Below are 20,339 nucleotides of genomic sequence, written 5' to 3' on the forward strand. Positions count from 1 at the left end.
GGCATGGGCGTAGGGCAGGGCGCCTTGGCGGCATCGGCGCGTATGGCGGCGGCCAGGCCGCGATTGCGGTAGATATGCGTGAGGAACGCGAGCGGCGAACAGGTTGCCAGTTCCTGCGGGCTCATGCCGCTCAGGGCATCGAGGCCAGGCGCAAGCGCGGACGGATCGACCACGAGCGGACCGTTCCAGTCCACCTGCTTCCTGTTCCGGCTGCCCTTTTTGCGTCCGGCGCCAGGACGTGCGCCACCGTGAGCCATTACTGGTCCCTTTCCTTGATAACTTGATTTCCTTGATAGACCGGAAAATCTGCCGCTGAGCCCTGTGCGGTTACGGGGGTAGGGTCCGGCCGGACTTTCGGCCTGCCCCCTCGGGGTCAGCGGGTCAGGGTTTCGCGGGTGCGGATGGCCCGGACGCGGGCCGTCTTGCCGCTATGGCAGGAGCCGCAGAGCAGCCGGATATTGCCCGGATCGAGCGGCGCACCGCCGTCTTTGAGTTCATGGATATGATCGCCGAAGATACGGCAGCCGGTACGGCCACAGACCTCGCAGCGTCGACCACGCTGGGCGAGAAGGCGGGAGATGAGGCCGCGCCATTCAGGGGAGAGGTAGATGGCCTTTGTCTGCTTTGGCAGCGCCGCCGCAATCCCGGTTCTGACGCTGCGAACCGCAGGCGGGATGCATTGCAGTTTGCGGACTGCATGGATCGTCACTCCGGAAATCAGGCATAAAAAAAGACGCCTGCCCGTGTGGGTAAACGTCCCGCGACGATGACACTCGAAATACTGCAAAAATGGAACGCATGGAAGAGAAAAATGAGAAGAGTTATTTCTTATTGTACGCCCTGTATGTGATATCATCACGGATATACCGCGCTGATATAAAATTTCTAACGAGAAATAATACAACACAACACATAAGTTATATTATATAATATTTATAAATAATGGAGAATAAAATGAAATTTAATCACCACATAATATCCAGATGCTTTTACGGTTTTTCTGGACTGTTCCTAATAGCGTTAGCGGTCCTAATGATTGTCTTTTCATGCTTCGAGCTTGTTAGCTCCTTCCTGGTTTCGTTCGCCGACGCGAAAACGAAAATACTTAGAGCTATTAGTTTTATAGTGATAGCACTTGCGGTTTTCGATGTGGCTAAATATTTTATTGAAGAGGAGTTTTCAAAGGTTTCCGGTAATCAGACCTTAAATGAAGCTCGAGTTAGCCTGATGAAATTTGTGAGTTCTATTTCCATTGCATTGTTTGTTGAAGGGTTGGTTGGCGTATTTGAGGCCTCGGATAAGGCACCTAGCAGTATTCTATATCCGGCAGTTCTGATTTTGGTAGCTACTGCAGTCGTGCTAACTATGGGAATATATCAGAGAATGAGTGTAAATGCCGAAAAAGAGAAAGCAAGTCTCTGAGAGTGTTTGTCAGAAATTCTCGATATGAAATCGGGGTAGTTCCTACTCATCCGCGCCACTTTTCAAGTCCACCCCTTGGGAGAGGTAGTCTTCGGGCGATTAACGCACAGGCACCATCAAAGCGCGCTTTCGCTGTATGGTTGGATACACCAAGCCGTTTCCCGATCTGTTCCCATTTCCATCTGTTCTCACCCGAGATCGGATGCCGGATCATGCGCATATGCACGACGGTCTTTTGCTGGCGATCCTCGATCAGCGGTATCCAGCCGAGCACCACGTCTAACCGGTCGATCTGTTCTGCTGTGGGGCGGGGCAGGAATTCATCGCTTTCACGTTCCCATCCAAGATCCTCCAGATCGCACAGATAGGCGGGCCAGGTGCTGCGGGCACCGGCTGGGCGCAGGCCGGTGGCGGGGAGGCAGGCGAGGGTGAGGGCGGCTTCGTCCAGCCATTCGCCCACCTGTTCGGGCAGGCTGCGTTCAGGATCGAAAGTGAGAGGGAGCCGGCTCATGCTGCGGCTCTCGCACGGGCCAGATAGGCGGCACGGTTCGGCACGGGCTCACCGGCGGCAAGCCCGGTTTCCTTCCAGCGTTCCAGATCGCGGCGGAAAGCCCGGTCGGCCTCTATCTCGGCTTCGTTCAACGGGGCCTCGGGCAGATCGCGCCGGGCAATGGCCTCTGCAACGGCTTTGCTGAAATACCCCAGATGCCCTATTGCGCCGCCTTTGCCGGCCTGACGCTCGGTCACGCTGGTCACCACACCGAGGATCAGCCGCTCAGTCTCGTCAGCCGTGAAGCCGGCGCGCAGGGCGTCGGCGCTCCACTGTCGCACCACGCCATGATTGACCATGCTGCGTGCCGGATCGAACCCGGCTGCCTCGAAAGCCTTCGGACCTATGCGCCGATAAGCCGTATCGATCTGTGCGTCACTCACGGGCGCCTCAAGCCTGGCTTTCTCTTCAAAGCTATTGGAAGAAGCCAAGCTAAGCTTCTCACGCGCGCGAGAAACCCGAGAATGCGCTGGGTTTTCGTCTGTCATGGTTTTGCCTCCTGCAATGGGCATCATGGCGCTGCGCTGGCGCGGATCGTTTTGCGGGGTGAATGTCGGGTTTTTTGGCGGTCTTCCGCCCTTTTTGCCGTTTTCACGAGAAGCCGCCGCCCTGCGCGATCCGGTCGCAATGCCCTGCAATTCAGGTGGAAAGCCGATCGTTTGCGCCTGCCGGTCCCAGGTTATGCTCAGGTTTTGCGCCCAGGTTTCGAGCCAGGTTGCCAGCTGGGTTTCGCTCGTGCGTAACCCGATGGCGGCAAGCGTCGAAAACCCGACGCCCGATGCCCCCGTAAGAAAGCACGCCACCTGTCCCGTACTGCACAATGAGCATCATCATGCGCTGCCACATGAGCAGGGCCTCGGCCGGCATGGCCAAGAGGCGCAGATTCGAGGTCGCCATGATCGTGATCCGGGCAATGAGTGCCTGATCGGCTTTGCTATAGGTCATCATCAGAAGGCTTTCAGACGATATCCGTCATCGACGGGCTCGAGAATGTCGCGCTGCACCAGCGCCGCGAGCGCATGGGTCACGTCGAGCGGCTCGGCAGCGAGATATTGGGCGAGGTTCGACGCCGTCACAGCATGCCCGCGTGACGCGCGCGCAGCTCTGGCATGGCGTCGGCCAGATCGGTCAGTTGCAGCCACAACGCCCGTGAGGCGAGGGGCAGGAGGCACCAGCGGGCATCGGTCATGAGCGCGCGCGCATGCACCCCGAAGCGCCGGCGCAAAGGGGCAGGGCGCTTCATGAGTGCACCTCGCGCACCCAGGCCGGGCTGCGGGGGTCTTCGCTCTCATCGCGAAACCATGTGCTGTCGTGGTCGAAGCGCAACCGGACCGATCCTGTCCCGCCATGACGGTTCTTGCGGATCAGCACCTGCGCCTTGCCCACGGCTTCGCGCATGCGGAACTGAAGATCGGAACAGCGATTGGCAAATTGCTCGTCTGTTTCGCGCTCGCGTTTCTGTAGCCCGTCACCGCTGGCCTCTTTGGCCAGATAGTAATGATCGCGATACAGAAACGCGACCATATCGGCATCCTGCTCCAGCCCGCCGCTATCGCGCAGATCGGCCTCGATGGGCCGCTTGTCCTCGCGCTTTTCTACGTCACGATTGAGCTGGGCCAGCGCGATGATCGGCACGCCCAGCTCTTTGGCCAGGGTTTTCAGTCCGGCGCTGATCTCACTCATTTCCTCGTAGCGCCCGCGTCGTCTTGCGGCCTCGCTGCCCTGCATCAGCCCCACATAATCCAGCACGATCAGACCCAGACCGGCCTTGCTGCGCTTCATGCGCCGCGCGCGTGAGCGCAACCCGGCCACCGTCAGGCCGGAGCGCGTATCGAGCTCAAGCGGCACGCCCTCGGCCTGCCGCTCGCCCTCTGCCAGATCGTCCCATTGCCATGGGGCCAGATTGACCCGCATGCCGGTCTCGACATCTTCGGGAATGTCATAGCGACGCCCGGAGAACACCGAGAGCGTTGAAAGTCCAGCCCAGGCTGCCCCCGCACGCGCACCCAGCTGACGCGCCGCCATTTCACCCGACCAGAACAACACGCGCTCGCCTCTTGCTGCCACACGCATGGCAATGCCGAGGCCCAGCGCCGTTTTGCCCATCGCGGGGCGCGCGCCCAGCAGATAAAGCCCCTCGGCCAGAAGCCCGCCCGTCATGCGGTCGAGCGCGGGATAGCCCCATGAAAGCCCGGCCAGAGCCGAGCCACGCGCCAACGCGTCGCGTCCGCAGGCAATGGCCTGCGCGATAGCCTCGGCGATGGTCACGTTGGGTAGGCTCTCACGCATATTCTGCGCAATGTCGAGCAGCCCGCTTTCGAGCTGCTCCACCAGATCCTCACCGCTCTGCCGATGGGGTTGAGGCACAGCCGCGAGACATCGAGGCACATGCTGCGCAGCTGGCGGCGCGTCCAGGCATCGAATATGGCGCGCCCGTATTCGCCAGCATTGGCGATGCCGACCATCGCCAGCATGATCTGCGCGATATACTCCGCCGGCACGCGGCCCATCAGCACATCATGACCGCCAATCCGATCACGAATGAGCAAGGGGTTCGGCTCGATGCCGCGCCCATGCATATGCAACGCGGCTTCATAAATCACGCCATTGAGCGGATCGTAGAAATGCTCGGGCCGGAGATATTCCTCCACCATGGGCATGACGCGCCGACCATTGGTCAGGATGGCGCCCAGCAGCGCACATTCGGCCTGCACGTTCTCCGGCTCGCTGAATGACGCGCCGCCCAATCCGTGAGCAATAATATGAGCATCACCCATGACGTACCTCCTTCAGCGCGGGGCCGCGTTGGGCCGTAAGGCCGAGGTCCTTGAGGATGCCGCGCGTGCTGCGCTCCGAAATGCCCAGTCGCAGGGCGATGCCTCGCGCCGGAACGCCCTTGCGGTGATAGAGCCTTATGGCGGGTGCAAGCCGCACCCGATCGAGAGCAGGGCGGGCCATCAGCACTCCTTGCGGTGCAGCTCGCACCGCCTGACATAAGGGGAATTCACACTGAATTTCTCACCGCATTTCAGGCAATTGCGGTGCCAGACGCTGGCGCAGGCGGGTTTCGTGCGGGTAACGCGCTCAAGCCTGCGCTGACCCGGCCAGTCGCTGAACTCACGCAGCACCAGCGGCACAAAAGCATCGGGCACCGTCTTCCATTTTCGCGTGGCATCCAGAGAGCGTCCCGCTGCTTGCGCCAGCACGGCCATGCCGCCCGGCGTTGCGCGGATGATGGCGAGCAGATTGCCCGCCTTGCGCTTGTCCGCATTGGAAACGCCTAGCGCAATCGTCACCATACGTCGGGTGAGCCAGCCGCAATCATGCGCTTTCAGCAGCGGCCCGACATGGATAGCTGGCACGTGCACCCAGCGTTGTACGCTGCCAGGAGCCCGATCGATACAGGCAGCAATCGCCTGCACGCCGCCGCGCTCTTTTTGCACGTTGCACAGAATACGATCCGCTCTGGCCTGATCGGTTTTCGGGACGGAGAGAGGGCGTGATTTCGCAGTGCACGAACCACCAGGCGATGCGAGAGAATGGCTCATGCGTCAGCCCTCCTCATCGGCGCAGAACGCGAGGGCCTGCATTTTCTGAAGGGCGTCAGTCGAATGCCGAATCAGGTGTGACAGACGCAGCGACAAGTCTTGTGCCTCGGAGCGGTCTATCTTGCCATCAGCCAAAGCCCGCAGGGCGGCCGTCATGGTTCCACTGGCCGAGGCCGCGACATCTCCCATGGCCGTTGCCGCGCATCCTTCTCCAAACTCGATGGGCAGCAGGGCGAAACCTTCAATTGCCGCCATTGCGGCCAGAATGATCGGTTCCTGCGCGCAGCGATCCATCTCGATGGCAACATCGACCGGCACGACCGATTGCGAATGGCGGTTCTGGTAGTCCGAAAGCTGCGACCGCCCGACGCGGACGAAACTCGCCGCCGCATCGACACCGCCCACGGCACGGATGACCGCCTGCGTGGCCGTCTTGATGGCGTGCGTGGTCATGGCAGAGCCTTGCTTATGGAAATAATGGGGGCTTCATTTTTGATTCGCGTCAGTGCGCAAGCGCTCTCTACGACAGGCCGGACACCCTTCGGATGACGGCGCAATATGCGCGCGATAGCGTGCAGAGCATGATGAGTTTTCATGCTGCATTCTTTTGTGAAAGAGAGCTAGGCGCATTATCGAACGACGTCGGATGCTCACCATCGGGTTGGGGTTGGTCTAATCCCACCAGATCAGAGGCTCTCATAGCAATTCCAGCACGCTGGGCTCTGCGGAGGATTTCACTTTGATAGCGAGCAGGAATGAACCCTGAACCTTTCCATGACTGGACGGTTGAGGGCGGTTTATCGAGCAATTTGGCCGCGGCGCGCGTGCCACCTAGTCGAGCAATTATATCCGTGGCGATTGTCATATATAGAATGTGCGTTAAGAACGCACATTTATCAAGCGTAATTTCCGCACTGACTGCTGTGCGTTTTTGTCGCACGATATCCCAATGATAGAGCAGTTGCCCCGCCTTAAATTGAAAGCCCTTCGCCAGCGCGCAGGATGGACTGTCCGCGCTTTCGCAGATGCAATGGGATATGGGGAGAAACAGTCCTCGTATCGGACTTATGAGGATACTTACAAAAAACCATTCCTGCCCATCGACTTTGTCGAAAAAACTATTCCCCTTTTGGTTGATAGAGGAGAGCCTCCCATTGAATTGCGAGAAGTATGGGAGCTAGCAGGTGTCTTTCCTGGAGAAATGGGCTTAAGCGACGGGATTGAGAGAGCCAAACGAGCTAAATCTTTCGCTCGCACTGAACATGGAACCGTGATCGTTAATGAATACGACGTTTCTCCGCAGGCTGGTGCTGGGGCGTTGATAGATGAGGTAGCTGGCGGCGGAGAAGGCCATATTTCAGTGGCGTGTTGGGCAATGCCCAAGAGTTTTTTGGAAAATTACCTGCCCGACACTTCAGGCTTGGCGGTGGTACGAGTTATTGGCAATTCGATGGAGCCTGATTTTCTTCCAAGCGAACGCGTCTTGGTTGACACCCGACATCGTCAACTGAGCCATGATGGGGTATATGTTTTGTGGAATGGACACGGCGTGGTGATAAAGCAACTTCAGCTTGTTCCCAACTCGAAACCAGAGCGGGTACGCATCATAAGTGTAAATCCAAGCTATCCCAGTGACGAGGTCAATCTCACTGATATTCATATCAATGGTCGGGTAGTAGGAAAGTGGCTCTGGAAGTGACTGCCAATATGGAAAGAACGGCAATGATCGGCCCGAGATTTAATGTCGCAAAATGCTAGGACTTGCTAAGTGATCGATATGAGCAAAGCGTCTTTCACAATAGCCTATGATGGACCGGCATTACGCGACCATTCGATGGATGTTCGTGCCCTTGCGCCCGCGTTAATGGGCTTCGGTCAGCTCATCGACGCGACAAATTCAGTGCTAAATAAAGACGCTGCGCAGACCAAGATCCGAGTGAAGGCGCTGGAAGCTGGTAGCTTCCAAGTTTCATTCGAGGTCGTACAGAGCTTCTACGAGCAGGTTGTTGGATTGTTTTCCGGGCCGGAAGCAAGCGCAGCGTCTAATCTACTCGGTATATTGGGTTTCAGCGTAAAGGACGCGGTGCTCGGAGGCTGTGTTGGGGTCATCATGCTCCTAAAATGGCTCAGAGGAAAGAATCCGGATAGTATTAGAGATCTCGGCAATGACATGGTTCGTCTTCAGTTCGGTACCGAGCAATACGATATTCCTCTTGATACTCTTCGCGTCCTCCAGAGCGTTCCAGTAAGGGATGCTCTCCAAAAAATTATTGAAGAGCCGCTTAAACAGGACGGTATCGAACGGTTCGAAGTCCGCGAGAGTGGAGAACCCATAGTTTCAATTGATCGCTCTGAGGCCATCTGGTTCTCAAAGCCTGAGCTGCCTGACCAGATATTAGTTGACGATCGGCGTAGAGGTGCCTTTTCGATACTCTCCCTAGCCTTCAAAGAAGACAACAAATGGCGACTGCATGATGGTGCTAACACTATTAGTGCGACCATAGCCGATGAAGATTTTATTAGACGCGTCAATGCTAGCGAAGAATCTTTTTCGAAAGGCGATGTTCTTGTCTGCGACGTGCGTCTTATTCAGCGACGAACGGAAGCTGGATTGAGGACTGACTATACGGTGGAAAGGGTGCTTGAGCATATTCCAGGCGCCCGCCAGATTCCATTGGATTTTGATACGTAGCCTTGTGCGTAAAAAACGCTTGAACTTTGTGCGCGATAAACGCACAAAGATACCATCGTTCACCCACGATGGAGCGCAAGCCGATGTTGGCATCGCCGGTTCAGACCGTTTTTCTCCCTGACAGACCAACCACACCACCGCTCACCGGGCGCGATGCCATCAAAGCCAAACGGGTCATGGCTTCCTATATGGACGCCCTTGCCGAGCAGGCTGGTTTTGCCTCGCGCAGCGACGCCGTGCGCTTGTGGCGGAACGCCGCCGCTAATAAGCGCCGCGAGGCCGATCACATGGAACGCGCTGCCCGAGGGCGCAGCGTCATTCCCGAAGCGCCGCCGACCAATCCCGTTCTGACCATCCTCGCTCGCCACGGGCGTGTGGGGAGCGCTCGGGCATGAGCGCGACCCCGTCAGAGCATTTCCCGGCCGATGTGGGTCTCGAGGCCTGTCAGGTGGCGAGCCTCGAATTCCGGGCCGTCTGCGACCGCTTCGACCTCACCGCGTCGCAACGTCTCGATCTGCTTGCGGATATGACAGCGCGCGCCGCCCACGAGATCGCTGGCCGTGAGCCAGGTTGGCAACACGCCGCGCGCATCGTGCTGGAAATCATGCAGCGTCACGCTCGCGAACGGCTGCATCACATGATCGGTATGTCGTGATGACCCATACGCTCAACATTCCTATCGTAGGTAAGGGACAAACCTCTCTCACGGTGGCCAAAGCAGGAGCATCAAGCCATGTCCGACGCCAGCGCACCGCTATCAGAGCCGGATTATGGGGCTGTGGATGCGGCCTTTCCTCTGTGGGCGGCCAAAGAGGCGAAGGAAGCCATAATAAAGCGGCTCGATGCCCAGAATGCAGCCATGACCGCCTACGAGGCACGCGCCACATCATGGCTGGGCTGGCTGAGTGGTATCGTGATTGCAGTGCTGAGCACTGGGGGTGCGCGCTTGTTTGCGTCAAGCCCGGGAGGTCTGACGCGCGGCCAGACAATAATTTTGCTGGCGAGCGCGCTTATCCCCGCCGCGTTCTCTGCGCTCTACCTCTCGTCAGTCTTCCGCGTGAAGCAATGGTTCTACAACTACGGCGATATAGGATGGCTTACGACCGAAGTGCCGGAGCATCCAAGCGAGTTGGAGATACTCCAGCATTTCGCCTTTGCAGGGCAGGCCAGCATAGCCTCAAACGACCGCGTGCTTCGAAGCACTTACGAAGCACTGACGGCCGGAAGGCGCTGGTTTATCGCCCTTCCAGCAGGGCTCGTCCTTACGAGTCTTGTTCTGATGGTGGTGATTTCGGTGGTGGTGCCGGGGGGCGGGGCTCATTAGGCCCGGGCCCGCGCTTCCATTCGGGTTCACGGTCTGTGGCGGGTGGCGAAACCGGTCTTAGCGGCTTCAACGGCTCTTTAGACAATGCTCGAGTCCTGAAATGCACGATGGGAGAAGTATTGAGGGTAGATGCTTCGAGAAGAGCAACATTATTCGTGCTTTAACCGATCACTATACTGACAAAAGCGACAACACACGGCGCCTTCGGGATATGATCGGGAGGCAGGGATGAACTCGCTGCCTCTTGTATTACGTGACGACAAGCGCCGCGCGGTAGAGCGCTTTGCAACCCATGCCGAGGCAGAACAAGCCGCGTCTTGGCGATGCCGGGGCCGGCATGCCTCCGATCCGCTCGACCCGCGCCTTCTCGAGCTTCTGCCCTCTCGCCCGAAAGCCTGGCGCAAATTTGTCGAACCCATTCCGGCCGAGCTGGTCGAGTTCTGGATTGCAAAAGAGCCGAGATATTGCCAGCTCGCCGAGTTCGCCTGCACGTCAGGGCAATGGCGCTGCCTCTGGCGATCGGGCGATATCGAAGCCTACGCACAGCAAGGCATCCGCACCGTGTGGTGCTTCTGGAGCAGAGCCAGGTCGAAAAGATCCGCTCGGCTCATCCGCTCATCGATATCAGCCTGAATAACCAGATGACGCGCCTGCGCTTCGTCAGGCCGGGGGAGGAATCTGCCCGTCCTCACGAGACACAGAGACATGGGGGGAGAGCATTATAATGAGCGACCTTATTACGCCGCGTGTCCTCAAGCTGCACGAAGCTTGCAGATATGTCGGCCTCTCTGAGGGAACCTTCTTGAACAGTATAGGCCGGGAGGTACCCCCTTTGCGTATGTCGCCGGGACGAAAGGGATGGGATCGGCTTGCTCTGGATCGCTGGGTTGATGCGCGAACTCGCGAGAGTGAGGCCGGATCTGACGCGTTCAAGGTAGCGCAGGAAGAAGCACCGTTGGATTACCTGATATCGTGACCGTGATCAGGTTGCCTCATATACAGCGTCACAAGGGGCGAGACGGCAAAATCAGACTGTATTTCCGGCACCCAAGCCTGCCGAGGCAGCCATTGCCGCCGCAGCACGATCCTTCGTTTCTCGCAGCCTATCAGGCGGCGCTAGGACAAGCTGAGATCGAGAAAGAACCGCCACGCATAAGATCGGCGGGTACGTTTATGCGTCTCGCCGATGAATGGCGTCGGTCTGCCGCCTTTCTGGCGCTGCGGCCTGCAACTCAAAAGACATATAACAATATTATCAGGCGAATGCTGGCAGAGCGTTTTGCAGATGCTCAGCTTACCGACTTCGAGGGTAAGCATATTCGAGCGATATTGCGCCCGCTGGCAAACAGGCCTGCGATGTTCAATCGATGGCTGTCTCTGCTGGGTATCCTTTTTCGTCATGCACTCGAAAACGAGCAGATATCGGTCGATCCGACAGCGGGTATTCGTCGCGTGAAGGAAAAAGGGGAGGGCTCCCGCACCTGGTCCGAAGATGAGATCAGGCAGTACGAGGCTTTCTGGCCGGTCGGTTCACGACAGCGGCTCGCTTTCGCTCTGATGCTTTACACCGGCCAGCGGAGATCGGATGCGGTAAAGATGGGGCCGGGTGACGTCCGTGAAGGCTTTATCGATGTCATCCAGCAAAAAACCGGCGCACGGCTATTGATTCCGATTCACCCTGATCTGGCTGATATACTTGCACTCGAACCGGCTGAGGGCGGCACATACCTTCGGAATCAGGCGGGCCGACAGGCTTCATCTAACGGATTGGGTAATCAGTTCCGGGCCTGGGCCGATGCTGCGGCTGTCTCAGGAGAACTTTCGGGTCACGGTCTGCGAAAAGCCGCCGCCCGCAGACTTGCAGAAGCGGGCTGCACGCCACATCAGATCGCAGCGATTACAGGGCACAAAACCCTGTCTGAGGTGGAACGATATACCCGCGCAGTCGATCAGAAAAAACTGGCCGAAGAAGCCATGAAACGCATGGAAATTGTAAAACGCCGCTAGGAAGTTTTGTAAAACTTCTAGGAAATGGCGGTTTTCTGCGATTTTTTGGGGAAATTGGAGGTCCGGGCGGGAATCGAACCCACATTCGCGGATTTGCAGTCCGCTACATCACCATTCTGCCACCGGACCAGCTGGTGTGTGCGCTGTATCTCTCCACAAGGCGTCCGGGTCAAGGGGGTATGGCGCACCAAAGTGAGAAATAAGAAGAAATTTTATCTTATTCCAAATATGCCATAGGAATAAGGCGAGACGCCTGATACCGAAGAGCTGATAACTGTTATAATGTCGTTGTGGCGTCGTCCTCACTCGAAAGGGCATTCATGAAACGGGATCAATCCGGTGTCTATACTTCTCTGGGCCTTGGCCTGGTCGTTCTTCTCAAGAGCACGACTGCGCTGGCCCAGACCTATGATGGTAAAGGATCACCTGAATTCGTTCCCCACACACTTCAGGAAGCCCTTGCAACGGCTTATCTGACGAATCCGACGCTCCAGCAGGAGCGTGCCAAGCTTCGGGCTGCGGATGAGCAGGTACCATCGGCGCTGGCTGGCTGGCGTCCCAAAATTGCTGGCCAGGCGGGTCTGACATATTACCAAGGCTTGAATTCATACGGGGCGCAGGGGCCGGAGCCTGGTTCTTCTTTCGGTTCACCTGCCTATAATCGCAAATATGCAACGCCCGGGTATCAGGGCGGGGTGACGATTACCGAAAATCTCTACACTGGCGGCAAGACGACGGCGCAGACCCATCAGGCCGTCAATACGGTTATGGCCGAGCGGGCGCAGCTGATAGAGACCGAGCAGGAGGTGTTCACCGACGTTGTTTCTGCTTATCTTGGCGTCGTGAGGAGTGAACAGCTTCTGCAGATCAACATCAATAACGAGCATGTTCTTGAAGAACAGCTGAAGGCTACACAGGATCGTTTCCAGCAGGGCGAAATAACCCGAACCGACGTGGCCCAGGCTCAGGCGGCACTTTCGACGGCAAAAGCATCGCGACAGCTGGCAGAGGGCACGTTAAGGGCGGCGCAGGCAACCTATCTCCAGGTTGTGGGCGAGCCTCCCGCGCCTAATCTTGTGGCACCGCAGCCTCTTGCGCTTCCGGTCAAGGCTGAGCGGGATGCCGTAGCGGAGGCGACGCGCAACAACCCGACCATTATCAATGCGCTTTTCACTGAGGCGGCCCAGAAGGACAATTTTTCGGTTCAGATGGCGCTGATCATGCCCAAGATCTCGGCCGAGCTCGGGTATTCCTATGTGAAGAATCAGGGCTATGGCCGCATGGTTACTGACAACAAATATGGCATGATCAGTTTCGATGTGCCGATTTATCAGGGCGGTTCGGAATATGCGGCTGTGCGTCAGGCACGCCAGCAGTATCTGGCGGCACGACGGGCCGTGGATGTGGCGCGTCGGAGTGCCGCTCAGACGGCCTCAGCGAACTGGCAGCAACTCCGTTCCTATTCCGATTCGATCTCAAGCAACCGGGCGGCCATTGCAGCCAACGTCGTGGCACTTGATGGTGTTGAACGTCAGGCGATTGTCGGCACGAGTTCCACCCTCGAAGTGCTTCAGCAGCAGCAGACACTGCTCACGGCCCAGACAGCTCTTGTGCAGAATCTGAGTGGTCTTGTGCAGTCATCCTATGCTGTGGCGGCTGCGATGGGTCGTCTCACCGCAGCGGATCTCAAACTAAACGTCCCGATCTATGACGAAAAAGCGTATTACAATGCCGTCAAGGACCGGCTCTGGGGCATTAATGATTACGCGGTTGGTCAGCCTGGCCGCTGATCAGTTATGTCTTGAAGATAAGGATCTGGAATACCTGGCAATATTTCCGGGACTATAGTGGGCAAGGGTGCTGGAGAGAGTGATGCCGCTGATCTGAATCACTCTCGACTGATCTGCCGTTCTGTCTTGAAACTTCCGGTTCATCTGGTCATACGCTTTGTATCTGAAAACAGAGCGTGGTTTCTCTTTTCGAGTGGTTCTGACGATCTTTCTTGTTTCGTGGAAGGCCGCTGGTGACTCAAGAAACTATGCCTCAACAGCGATGCCTGCCGAGCTCTCCAGCCATGCAGGACCAGACAGGTGACAGGAAGACGATGCTCGAAAAGACCTTTGACCCGGCGGCATGTGAAGCCCGCCTCTATACCCAGTGGGAAAAATCGGGTCTGTTCGAGGCACATCCCGAAGCATCGGGCGATGCCTATTCGATCATGTTTCCACCGCCGAATGTCACAGGTACCCTGCATTTCGGCCATGCGCTTGATTTTGTTCTTCAGGATATCCTGATTCGCTGGAAGCGTCTCGAGGGAGCCAATGTGCTCTGGCAGCCCGGAACCGATCATGCCGGCATTGCCACCCAGATGGTGGTTGAGCGCGTTCTCGACAAGGAAGGCATCAGCCGCAAGGAAATGGGGCGCGAGAAATTCGTCGAGCGCGTCTGGGAGTGGAAAGAACAATCCGGCGGTCAGATTATCAGGCAGCTTCGCACCCTTGGCGCATCGGCTGACTGGGGGCGTGAGCGTTTTACCATGGATGACGGACTGTCGCGCGCCGTGCGCGACGTGTTTGTCACCCTGTATCAGCAGGGGCTGATCTATCGCGCCAAGCGTCTGGTGAACTGGGATCCCGCTTTCCGCTCGGCGATTTCCGATCTGGAAGTCGAAAACAAAGAGACCAAGGGATCGATGTGGTATCTGCGTTACCCGGTGGAAGGGGGCGGCACTATCGTTGTCGGTACAACAAGACCCGAAACCATGCTGGGTGATACTGCTGTCGCCGTGCATCCTGAAGACGAACGTTACACGGCACTGATTGGCCAATACGTTACTTTGCCCCTGACCGGCCGTCGCATCCCTATCGTGGCTGATACCTATTCGGACCCTGAAAAAGGCAGCGGTGCGGTCAAGATCACTCCGGGCCATGATTTCAACGATTTTGAGGTCGGCAAGCGTCACGACCTGCCGATGCCAAATATTCTCGATGAAGCGGCCGCGATCTGGCTGGATGAGATTGCGAGCGAGCTGCGCGATATTGATGGTCTTTCCTCCATCGCGTTCGTGCGCTCCCTTGAAGGAATAGATCGTCTCGAAGCCCGCAAACGCATCGTTGAAGAGCTCGAACGCCTTGAGCATATCGAGAAGATCGAGCCCCATACGCTGCAGGTTCCGTATGCAGAGCGTGGAGGGGCGATCGTCGAGCCTCGCCTGACCGAGCAATGGTATTGCGACGCCGCAACATTGGCTCAGCCTGCCATCAAGCCGTCGAAGACGGCCGCATACGCTTCGAGCCGCAGCAATGGGAGAACACCTATTTTGCCTGGATGCGCGATATCCAGCCCTGGTGCATCAGCCGTCAGCTCTGGTGGGGGCATCGTATTCCCGCATGGTACGGCCCTGAAGATAGTATTTTTGTTGCACGCAGTGAAGAAGAGGCTTTTAAACAGGCTCGTGCGCAGTTTGGCGCAGAAGTAAGTCTCACGCGCGATGAAGACGTGCTGGACACCTGGTTCAGTTCTGCGCTCTGGCCCTTCACCACGCTTGGCTGGCCAGACAGGACGGCTGAGCTGGCGCGGTACTATCCGACCAGTACGCTGGTAACCGGCTTTGATATCATTTTCTTCTGGGTTGCCCGGATGATGATGATGGGGCTGCATTTCATGGATGACGTGCCGTTTCGCACGGTGTTGATTCATGGCCTAGTGCGCGATGAGCGCGGCCAGAAAATGTCCAAAAGCAAGGGTAATGGTCTGGATCCGCTCGATCTGGTAGCAGAGTTCGGGGCTGATGCCACGCGTATGGCCATTTGTGCGCTGACGGGCCCCGGTCGCGATATCAAGTTCGGACGCAAACGTGTCGAGGATTATCGCACCTTCATCACCAAGATCTGGAATGCGGCACGTTTTGCCGAGATGAACAGCGTCAGACCGGTAGAAAACTTCAATCCGGCAGAAGTGAAGAGCGTTCTGGGCCGCTGGATTCTCGACGAGACGTCCAAGGCAGTGGCCTCTGCCAAGGCTGCTCTGGATTCTTATCGCTTCGATGAATTTGCCGGAGCCTGTTACCGCTTTGTCTGGAACGTCTTCTGCGACTGGTTCCTTGAGCTCGCCAAACCTGCGTTTGCCGCAGAGAACACGCCTGAACAGGCCGAAATCCGTGCGGTGACCGCGCATGTTCTGGGTACGATTTTACAGATCATGCATCCGGTCATTCCTTTTGTGACTGAAGAGCTTTGGCAGTCTTTCGGCTATGGTGGGAGTGTTGCGCAGTCTTCCTGGCCGGTCCTGTCTCAGCCCAAAGAGGCTGCACAGGCTTCAGAAGAAATGGACTGGGTCATTCGCCTTATTGGCGAAATCCGTACAATCCGTTCTGAAATGAATATCCCGCCGGCCCAGATGGTGCCTGTGCTGCTGCGCGATGCTTCCCGACAGACAATGGAACGGGCGGAGCGTTGGGCAGCGGTCATCGGTCGTATGGCGCGGGTGGCTTCGGTTTCAGCACTGGCAGGCGAGCCCCCCAAGGCAGCTGCTCTGACAATTATTGACGAGGCAACGCTTGTTCTGCCGCTGGAAGGACTCATTGATATCGGAGCCGAAATCCAGCGTCTGGAAAAGGAAATCGATCGCCTCGGTAAGGAGATCGAAAAGGTCGAACGCAAGCTCGGCAATGCCGATTTTGTGGCACGCGCCAAACCGGAAGTGGTTGAGGAGAACCGGGAGCGTCTGAACAGCTTCACCCATGATCGGACCCGCCTTGCGGCGGCTCTGAACCGTCTTTCGGGATCCTGAGTTTCTCGAGGTTCCGGAGCGGCCCGTCAGGACCGCTCCGAGCCGATCAATAATGCCCGCGTAGCGTAAAGCTGAATGTCCGGGGCTGACCGTAGATCATACCATCATAAAATCCGGCCTGACGTACAAAGCTCTTGTCTGTAAGGTTGGTGATGTTGCCTGTCAGGTCGAGCCATTTCATCAGGCGATAGCGAGCCATCAGATTGACCAGTGTGTAGCCATTCATGCTGAGAAGCGAAGCGTCATACTTGCCTTTACCCAGTGGGCGTCCGGGATTTGTGGCCCATAGCGTTGTCGTCTGACTTGATACGCCGCCGCCAATCGTCAGGTTTTTCAGGCGTCCATGAAATGTATAGCTGGTAGTCAGGCGCACAAGATGACGGGGATCCTGACGATAGCTCAGACCTTTTTCATCCAGATAGCTATAGCCAAACAGTATGTTCCATCCGGGAAGGATTTCGCCCGAGGCATCGAAATCGATGCCCTTTGTTTTTACGCCATTGACAGATTCATAAACTGACTCACCGGTCTGGAAGTTGGTTGCCCCTGTTGCCTGTGCCACATTGTTCTGCTGATTCAGGTAGAAAGCGAGGGTGGTATTCAGACGGCCACCATAGAAGGCCCCTTTGATGCCCGTTTCGTAGCTTCGCCCGGTAACCGGGGCGAGGGGCTGATTATCGATGTCGCGCAGCTGGGATTGCGGCGTGTAGACATTCGTATAGCTGCCATACAGGGAAAGATTTTTTGTGAAGTCGTAAACGGCACCAGCATAAGGCGTAAGGACGGCGTTCTGACGTCCCGTGCCACTCTGGCCGGAATAGACATTTGCCGTCGTATAAGTGCCGCTATAGGCTTCATAGGTACTAACGCGCCCGCCCAGGATGAGTGACAGCCCCTTTGCGAGTACAAATCGGCCTGAAGCGTAAGCGCCATAATTGCGTGTCACGTCGACCTGACGTGCCCGTGTACGGTGGGTCTGGTAATTGGGGTAATCGCCATTCCAGGTGCGCCAGTTTGCAATGGGCAGACCTGTTGCGCGGTACTGGCAGCCATTGAAGGGAGCCACACCGGCAATCGAACAATTGCCCAGTGCCTTGCTGAAACTATATGTCGTCAGGGTGTCGTTGTAGCCGTTGAACCCGAATACAAGCTGATGCGTATGGCCGAAGGCCCGAAACGGCCCTCCGATATGCACATCGGCATTATCGCGTGAATCGTGATATTCAGAGTGGAGGGCATTCAGATAGCCACCAGTGCCATCCTGATTGAAGAATCCGGCATAGCCACCGACATTTCTGGCCGCGTTATTGACCTTCGCAATGCCAAGATTGCTGTAGGAGCCGCCCTCGGTTCGCATATAGCCGACTTTGAGATGCCACTCTCCGCCAAGACTGTGATCGTAATTGGCGAAGGCAGTGTACTGGTCACGCAGAGCGGTGCTCCAGTTTGCAACCGGATTGGTACTGCGCGGCAGGTTGGCAGGTGAACCATCAGCGAACCAGATGGGTACGTTGGCGCCCCAGGACGCACCATCATTACGTGTGCGCTCATACTGGAAACCATAATTGAGCGTATCTCGTGTCGAGAGATCCATCGTGTAATTGGCCAAGGCGCCAATGCGGTTGACGTGTTCCCGGACACGGAACGTGTCGGTGTCATCCCAGGAAAAGACATAGCGGCTTCGGATCGAGCCGGACCGGGTGATTGGCGCGTTGATATCAGCCATCACGCGGCGCTCGTTCCAGTTGCCCAATCGCAGCAGTCCGCTTGCAGAAAACGTCTTTGTCGGCGCTTTTCTCTGGAGATAGATCGTGGCTGAAGGGTCTCCTGTACCGCCGAGCAATCCATTGGCACCGCGTACGATCTGGGCGTTTTCGTACAGATCCATATTCATCGAGGAGCCGACACCGCCGAAACTTGCAGAGGCGTCGATCTGCATGCCATCGATCTTGTAGTTGGTGATGTCGAAGCCGCGTGCGCGATAAGTCGTACGGCCTGCGTTGTCGTTCGAATAGGATGAGATACCCGGAGCCGTACCCAGCACGTCATCAAGGGTGTTGATCTGCTGGTCGTCCATAAGCTGACGCGAAATCACAGTGACTGTCTGTGGCGTTTCGCGCAGGCTCAGGGGCAGGCCGGTCGAGGTACTGGTTTCCGAGATCGTGTAACTGCCTTTTTCCCAGAGTCGCGAGCGTACATCAATGTGTTCGACTGGTCGGGCAGTATCATTCCGGCCGACTTCCTCACCCTTTGTGTGAGAGCTGTCATGATGGGCAGTTTTTCCATGACCATGTCTATGTCGGTTTTTTTTCGGATAAGATGAGAGCGAAGACGCTCCATCCGCCGAGGCCGGATTTTCTGTTGCCGCCAAAGCAAAGGAGGATGGCAGGAAGGCCAGACATGTTCCGAGTGTCAGCACGCGACACCGATTGATCCTGTAGCTCAAAACATTTTATCCGTTGTATAGAGATAATGATAATCACTCTTAACAAGCGAATAATCGTTTCGTTAGGAAATATAAAGACAAGCTTCCGATGCAATTGGAAAACTTTTCGTTACAATTGCCAATTTGATGGAACTAACCTGCGTCGTAGGACGGAGCTTTCTCGCACCTGCTTTCTTGCAATAAGCTATGGCTGCAAGGTGGTCGTTCTGTTCTGGAAATTCCGAGGTAAAGAAATTGTACGAAGTGAGATGAGCAGAAACAGAAACAGAAACAGATAATCGACATATCGGAACAATCGGTAGCTTGTAGAAACTGAAATTCCTGCCAGCGGCTGGCTGTTTCTTCTGTTCTCATTTGGGGAGCAGTTACCTTTTGGCAACACGTGCGATGCGAACGGGGCAGGATGGGACCTTGTTTGCATTCAGGATTGGAATGGGTGGTATTGCGAGTTATTATCATTATTGCACCCTGAGAAACTGATCAGGAAATGCCATCTCATTTGACAGACTGGGTTGATGATTGCGCAAATTTTGAAGTTGTTATCGTTCTCAGCGCAAGAACGGCGCAAGATTAGGCGCCCTGTTCCTGAATTGCCCGATAAGATCAACGCTATTCATATTCGTGCCATGCAGGGTCATGTGGCAGACCAGGTGCTATGGGGTGATATTCTGCTGAAAAGCATTTATCTTCCTCCTGATCCGGAACGTGCACGACGATGGTATGAGATTGCTGCTGCTGCCGGCTATGCTCCGGCCCATAATATGGTGGGGCGTTGCTGCCATTTTGGCTGGGGAGGAGCTGTCGATCTTGATGCTGCTGCCAGAGCCTATGCTAGAGCCGCGGCACTTGGTGATTTGTGGGGTAACTACAATCTTGCAATCATGACCATGCGCGGCATCGGTATGAAGGTTGACCTGCCTCGTGCTCTTGCTCTTTTTCGTAGTGGGGCAGAGCGTGGACACGCGAAGTCAATGAATCTCCTGGCTCGATTCATCGAGGAGGGATGGCATACGCCCCGAAACCCCAAACTTGCTCTGGACTGGTATCGTCGCTCGGCTGAGGGAGGAGATTATCGAGGGCAGCATAACTACGCGACTGCTCTTTGTGCCATGGGTCGGGAAGAGGAGGCCTATGACTGGTGGGACAAGGCGGTCATCGATGCGACCTCCGATATTCTGCTTGCCATGCAACGTCAGCTCGCTACGCACCAAACTGGTCGGGCAGTCACAATACTCGACCGGGTAGCTGCGCGCCTCAGGGATCTGGGCCTATCCAGCCAGACGTGAGCACAGCGCAGAAAACAGCGTTTCTTGCCTGGTTTTGCAGAAAAACCAGATGAAAGCGTTGTGAAACATTCCGGATCCGGCCGGAACGAAGTGGAAAACACGTAAGAATGCTAGAAATTAAGTGTCGCATTGCAGCAACACAAAGACATAAAGCACATAGATGCAATTGAGAGGTGGTTGCAACACTTTGTTGTGAAAGATAGGAATCATTCTCAATTCAGAGACTGAGTCCTCATCTTTTCTATGGAGATTGCGCTTGTCGGTAAAATGGGT

The 20,339-nt window shown here is 56.4% G+C and carries 24 protein-coding genes, 1 tRNA gene and 1 pseudogene; 13 read left to right on the forward strand and 13 right to left on the reverse strand.

What is annotated here, in order from left to right; all coding sequences use genetic code 11:
* Positions 1-257 (reverse strand): hypothetical protein (locus tag JCM25354_RS18160; RefSeq protein WP_035447443.1); only part of this gene is annotated, 257 nt, incomplete at its 3' end.
* Positions 258-373: 116 nt separating this feature from the next.
* Positions 374-709 (reverse strand): HNH endonuclease signature motif containing protein, encoded by a 336-nt coding sequence (locus JCM25354_RS10175; RefSeq protein WP_025885940.1) that lies wholly within the window; start codon positions 707-709, stop codon positions 374-376.
* 416 nt (positions 710-1,125) lie between these two features.
* On the opposite strand from JCM25354_RS10175, the gene JCM25354_RS22585 reads away from it, so the two are divergent.
* On the forward strand, positions 1,126-1,422 hold the full coding sequence (locus tag JCM25354_RS22585; RefSeq protein ID WP_243444021.1) for a hypothetical protein: 297 nt from the start codon (positions 1,126-1,128) through the stop codon (positions 1,420-1,422).
* 46 nt (positions 1,423-1,468) lie between these two features.
* On the opposite strand, the gene JCM25354_RS10185 is transcribed toward JCM25354_RS22585, so the two are convergent.
* The 9 genes from JCM25354_RS10185 to JCM25354_RS23445 form a co-directional block, all read right to left on the reverse strand.
* Complete coding sequence (locus JCM25354_RS10185) at positions 1,469-1,933, reverse strand: DUF6362 family protein (protein WP_025885941.1); 465 nt, start codon at positions 1,931-1,933, stop codon at positions 1,469-1,471.
* Complete coding sequence (locus JCM25354_RS10190) at positions 1,930-2,775, reverse strand: hypothetical protein (protein ID WP_148301476.1); 846 nt, start codon at positions 2,773-2,775, stop codon at positions 1,930-1,932. The genes JCM25354_RS10185 and JCM25354_RS10190 overlap by 4 nt, the downstream gene beginning before the upstream one ends.
* 144 nt (positions 2,776-2,919) lie before the next feature.
* On the reverse strand, positions 2,920-3,144 hold the full coding sequence (locus JCM25354_RS20715; RefSeq protein ID WP_243444022.1) for a hypothetical protein: 225 nt from the start codon (positions 3,142-3,144) through the stop codon (positions 2,920-2,922).
* A 67-nt stretch (positions 3,145-3,211) separates the two neighbouring features.
* On the reverse strand, positions 3,212-4,303 hold the full coding sequence (locus JCM25354_RS10210; RefSeq protein WP_148301477.1) for a replicative DNA helicase: 1,092 nt from the start codon (positions 4,301-4,303) through the stop codon (positions 3,212-3,214).
* On the reverse strand, positions 4,237-4,749 hold the full coding sequence (locus JCM25354_RS10215; RefSeq protein WP_025885945.1) for a DnaB-like helicase N-terminal domain-containing protein: 513 nt from the start codon (positions 4,747-4,749) through the stop codon (positions 4,237-4,239). Before JCM25354_RS10215 ends, JCM25354_RS10210 begins: the two co-directional genes overlap by 67 nt.
* The gene (locus tag JCM25354_RS10220) at positions 4,742-4,930 is read right to left on the reverse strand and encodes a hypothetical protein (protein WP_025885946.1); all 189 of its coding nucleotides are present in this window, start codon (positions 4,928-4,930) and stop codon (positions 4,742-4,744) included. Before JCM25354_RS10220 ends, JCM25354_RS10215 begins: the two co-directional genes overlap by 8 nt.
* A complete protein-coding gene (locus JCM25354_RS10225) occupies positions 4,930-5,520 on the reverse strand; it encodes a hypothetical protein (protein WP_025885947.1) in 591 nt (196 codons plus the stop codon). Before JCM25354_RS10225 ends, JCM25354_RS10220 begins: the two co-directional genes overlap by 1 nt.
* Positions 5,521-5,523: 3 nt before the next feature.
* Entirely contained in the window at positions 5,524-5,973 is a 450-nt protein-coding gene (locus tag JCM25354_RS18170; RefSeq protein ID WP_035447450.1) for a hypothetical protein, read from the reverse strand.
* Positions 5,974-6,112: 139 nt separating this feature from the next.
* A complete protein-coding gene (locus JCM25354_RS23445; RefSeq protein ID WP_369345764.1) occupies positions 6,113-6,385 on the reverse strand; it encodes a carph-isopro domain-containing protein in 273 nt (90 codons plus the stop codon).
* Between the two features lie 84 nt (positions 6,386-6,469).
* Between JCM25354_RS23445 and JCM25354_RS10235 the strand changes: the two genes are divergently transcribed.
* From JCM25354_RS10235 to JCM25354_RS10270, 8 genes are all read left to right on the forward strand, one after another.
* Positions 6,470-7,219 carry a S24 family peptidase gene (locus tag JCM25354_RS10235; protein WP_025885949.1) on the forward strand — a complete coding sequence of 250 codons (750 nt, stop codon included), beginning with the start codon at positions 6,470-6,472 and terminating at the stop codon, positions 7,217-7,219.
* A 69-nt stretch (positions 7,220-7,288) separates the two neighbouring features.
* Positions 7,289-8,212, forward strand: coding sequence for a hypothetical protein (locus JCM25354_RS10240; protein ID WP_148301478.1), 924 nt, complete (start codon positions 7,289-7,291; stop codon positions 8,210-8,212).
* An 83-nt stretch (positions 8,213-8,295) separates the two neighbouring features.
* On the forward strand, positions 8,296-8,607 hold the full coding sequence (locus JCM25354_RS10245) for a glycoside hydrolase family 43 protein (protein ID WP_148301479.1): 312 nt from the start codon (positions 8,296-8,298) through the stop codon (positions 8,605-8,607).
* Entirely contained in the window at positions 8,604-8,867 is a 264-nt protein-coding gene (locus JCM25354_RS10250; RefSeq protein WP_025885952.1) for a hypothetical protein, read from the forward strand. Before JCM25354_RS10245 ends, JCM25354_RS10250 begins: the two co-directional genes overlap by 4 nt.
* 78 nt (positions 8,868-8,945) lie before the next feature.
* Positions 8,946-9,536, forward strand: coding sequence for a hypothetical protein (locus JCM25354_RS10255; protein ID WP_025885953.1), 591 nt, complete (start codon positions 8,946-8,948; stop codon positions 9,534-9,536).
* 228 nt (positions 9,537-9,764) lie between these two features.
* On the forward strand, positions 9,765-10,169 hold the full coding sequence (locus tag JCM25354_RS10260) for a hypothetical protein (protein WP_025885954.1): 405 nt from the start codon (positions 9,765-9,767) through the stop codon (positions 10,167-10,169).
* A 91-nt stretch (positions 10,170-10,260) separates the two neighbouring features.
* The gene (locus tag JCM25354_RS10265) at positions 10,261-10,512 is read left to right on the forward strand and encodes a helix-turn-helix transcriptional regulator (RefSeq protein ID WP_025885955.1); all 252 of its coding nucleotides are present in this window, start codon (positions 10,261-10,263) and stop codon (positions 10,510-10,512) included.
* Entirely contained in the window at positions 10,509-11,543 is a 1,035-nt protein-coding gene (locus tag JCM25354_RS10270) for a tyrosine-type recombinase/integrase (protein ID WP_025885956.1), read from the forward strand. Before JCM25354_RS10265 ends, JCM25354_RS10270 begins: the two co-directional genes overlap by 4 nt.
* A 55-nt stretch (positions 11,544-11,598) precedes the next feature.
* On the opposite strand, the gene JCM25354_RS10275 is transcribed toward JCM25354_RS10270, so the two are convergent.
* Positions 11,599-11,672: transfer RNA gene (locus JCM25354_RS10275), tRNA-Cys, on the reverse strand.
* A gap of 191 nt (positions 11,673-11,863) precedes the next feature.
* On the opposite strand from JCM25354_RS10275, the gene JCM25354_RS10280 reads away from it, so the two are divergent.
* The 3 genes and pseudogenes from JCM25354_RS10280 to JCM25354_RS22590 all read left to right on the forward strand — a co-directional run bounded on the left by JCM25354_RS10280 (position 11,864) and on the right by JCM25354_RS22590 (position 16,334).
* On the forward strand, positions 11,864-13,333 hold the full coding sequence (locus JCM25354_RS10280; protein ID WP_025885957.1) for a TolC family outer membrane protein: 1,470 nt from the start codon (positions 11,864-11,866) through the stop codon (positions 13,331-13,333).
* Between the two features lie 314 nt (positions 13,334-13,647).
* Positions 13,648-15,893 (forward strand): annotated as a pseudogene (locus tag JCM25354_RS18175) (valine--tRNA ligase); the annotation flags it as partial.
* A gap of 126 nt (positions 15,894-16,019) precedes the next feature.
* A complete protein-coding gene (locus tag JCM25354_RS22590) occupies positions 16,020-16,334 on the forward strand; it encodes a hypothetical protein (RefSeq protein WP_243444028.1) in 315 nt (104 codons plus the stop codon).
* 46 nt (positions 16,335-16,380) lie between these two features.
* Here JCM25354_RS22590 and JCM25354_RS10295 read toward each other — a convergent pair whose 3' ends face one another.
* On the reverse strand, positions 16,381-18,753 hold the full coding sequence (locus JCM25354_RS10295) for a TonB-dependent siderophore receptor (RefSeq protein WP_025885959.1): 2,373 nt from the start codon (positions 18,751-18,753) through the stop codon (positions 16,381-16,383).
* Between the two features lie 617 nt (positions 18,754-19,370).
* On the opposite strand from JCM25354_RS10295, the gene JCM25354_RS10305 reads away from it, so the two are divergent.
* On the forward strand, positions 19,371-20,066 hold the full coding sequence (locus JCM25354_RS10305; protein WP_243444023.1) for a tetratricopeptide repeat protein: 696 nt from the start codon (positions 19,371-19,373) through the stop codon (positions 20,064-20,066).
* Positions 20,067-20,339: the final 273 nt, after the last annotated feature.

Source organism: Asaia prunellae JCM 25354 (genome assembly GCF_000613885.1).
Lineage (GTDB): Bacteria > Pseudomonadota > Alphaproteobacteria > Acetobacterales > Acetobacteraceae > Asaia > Asaia prunellae.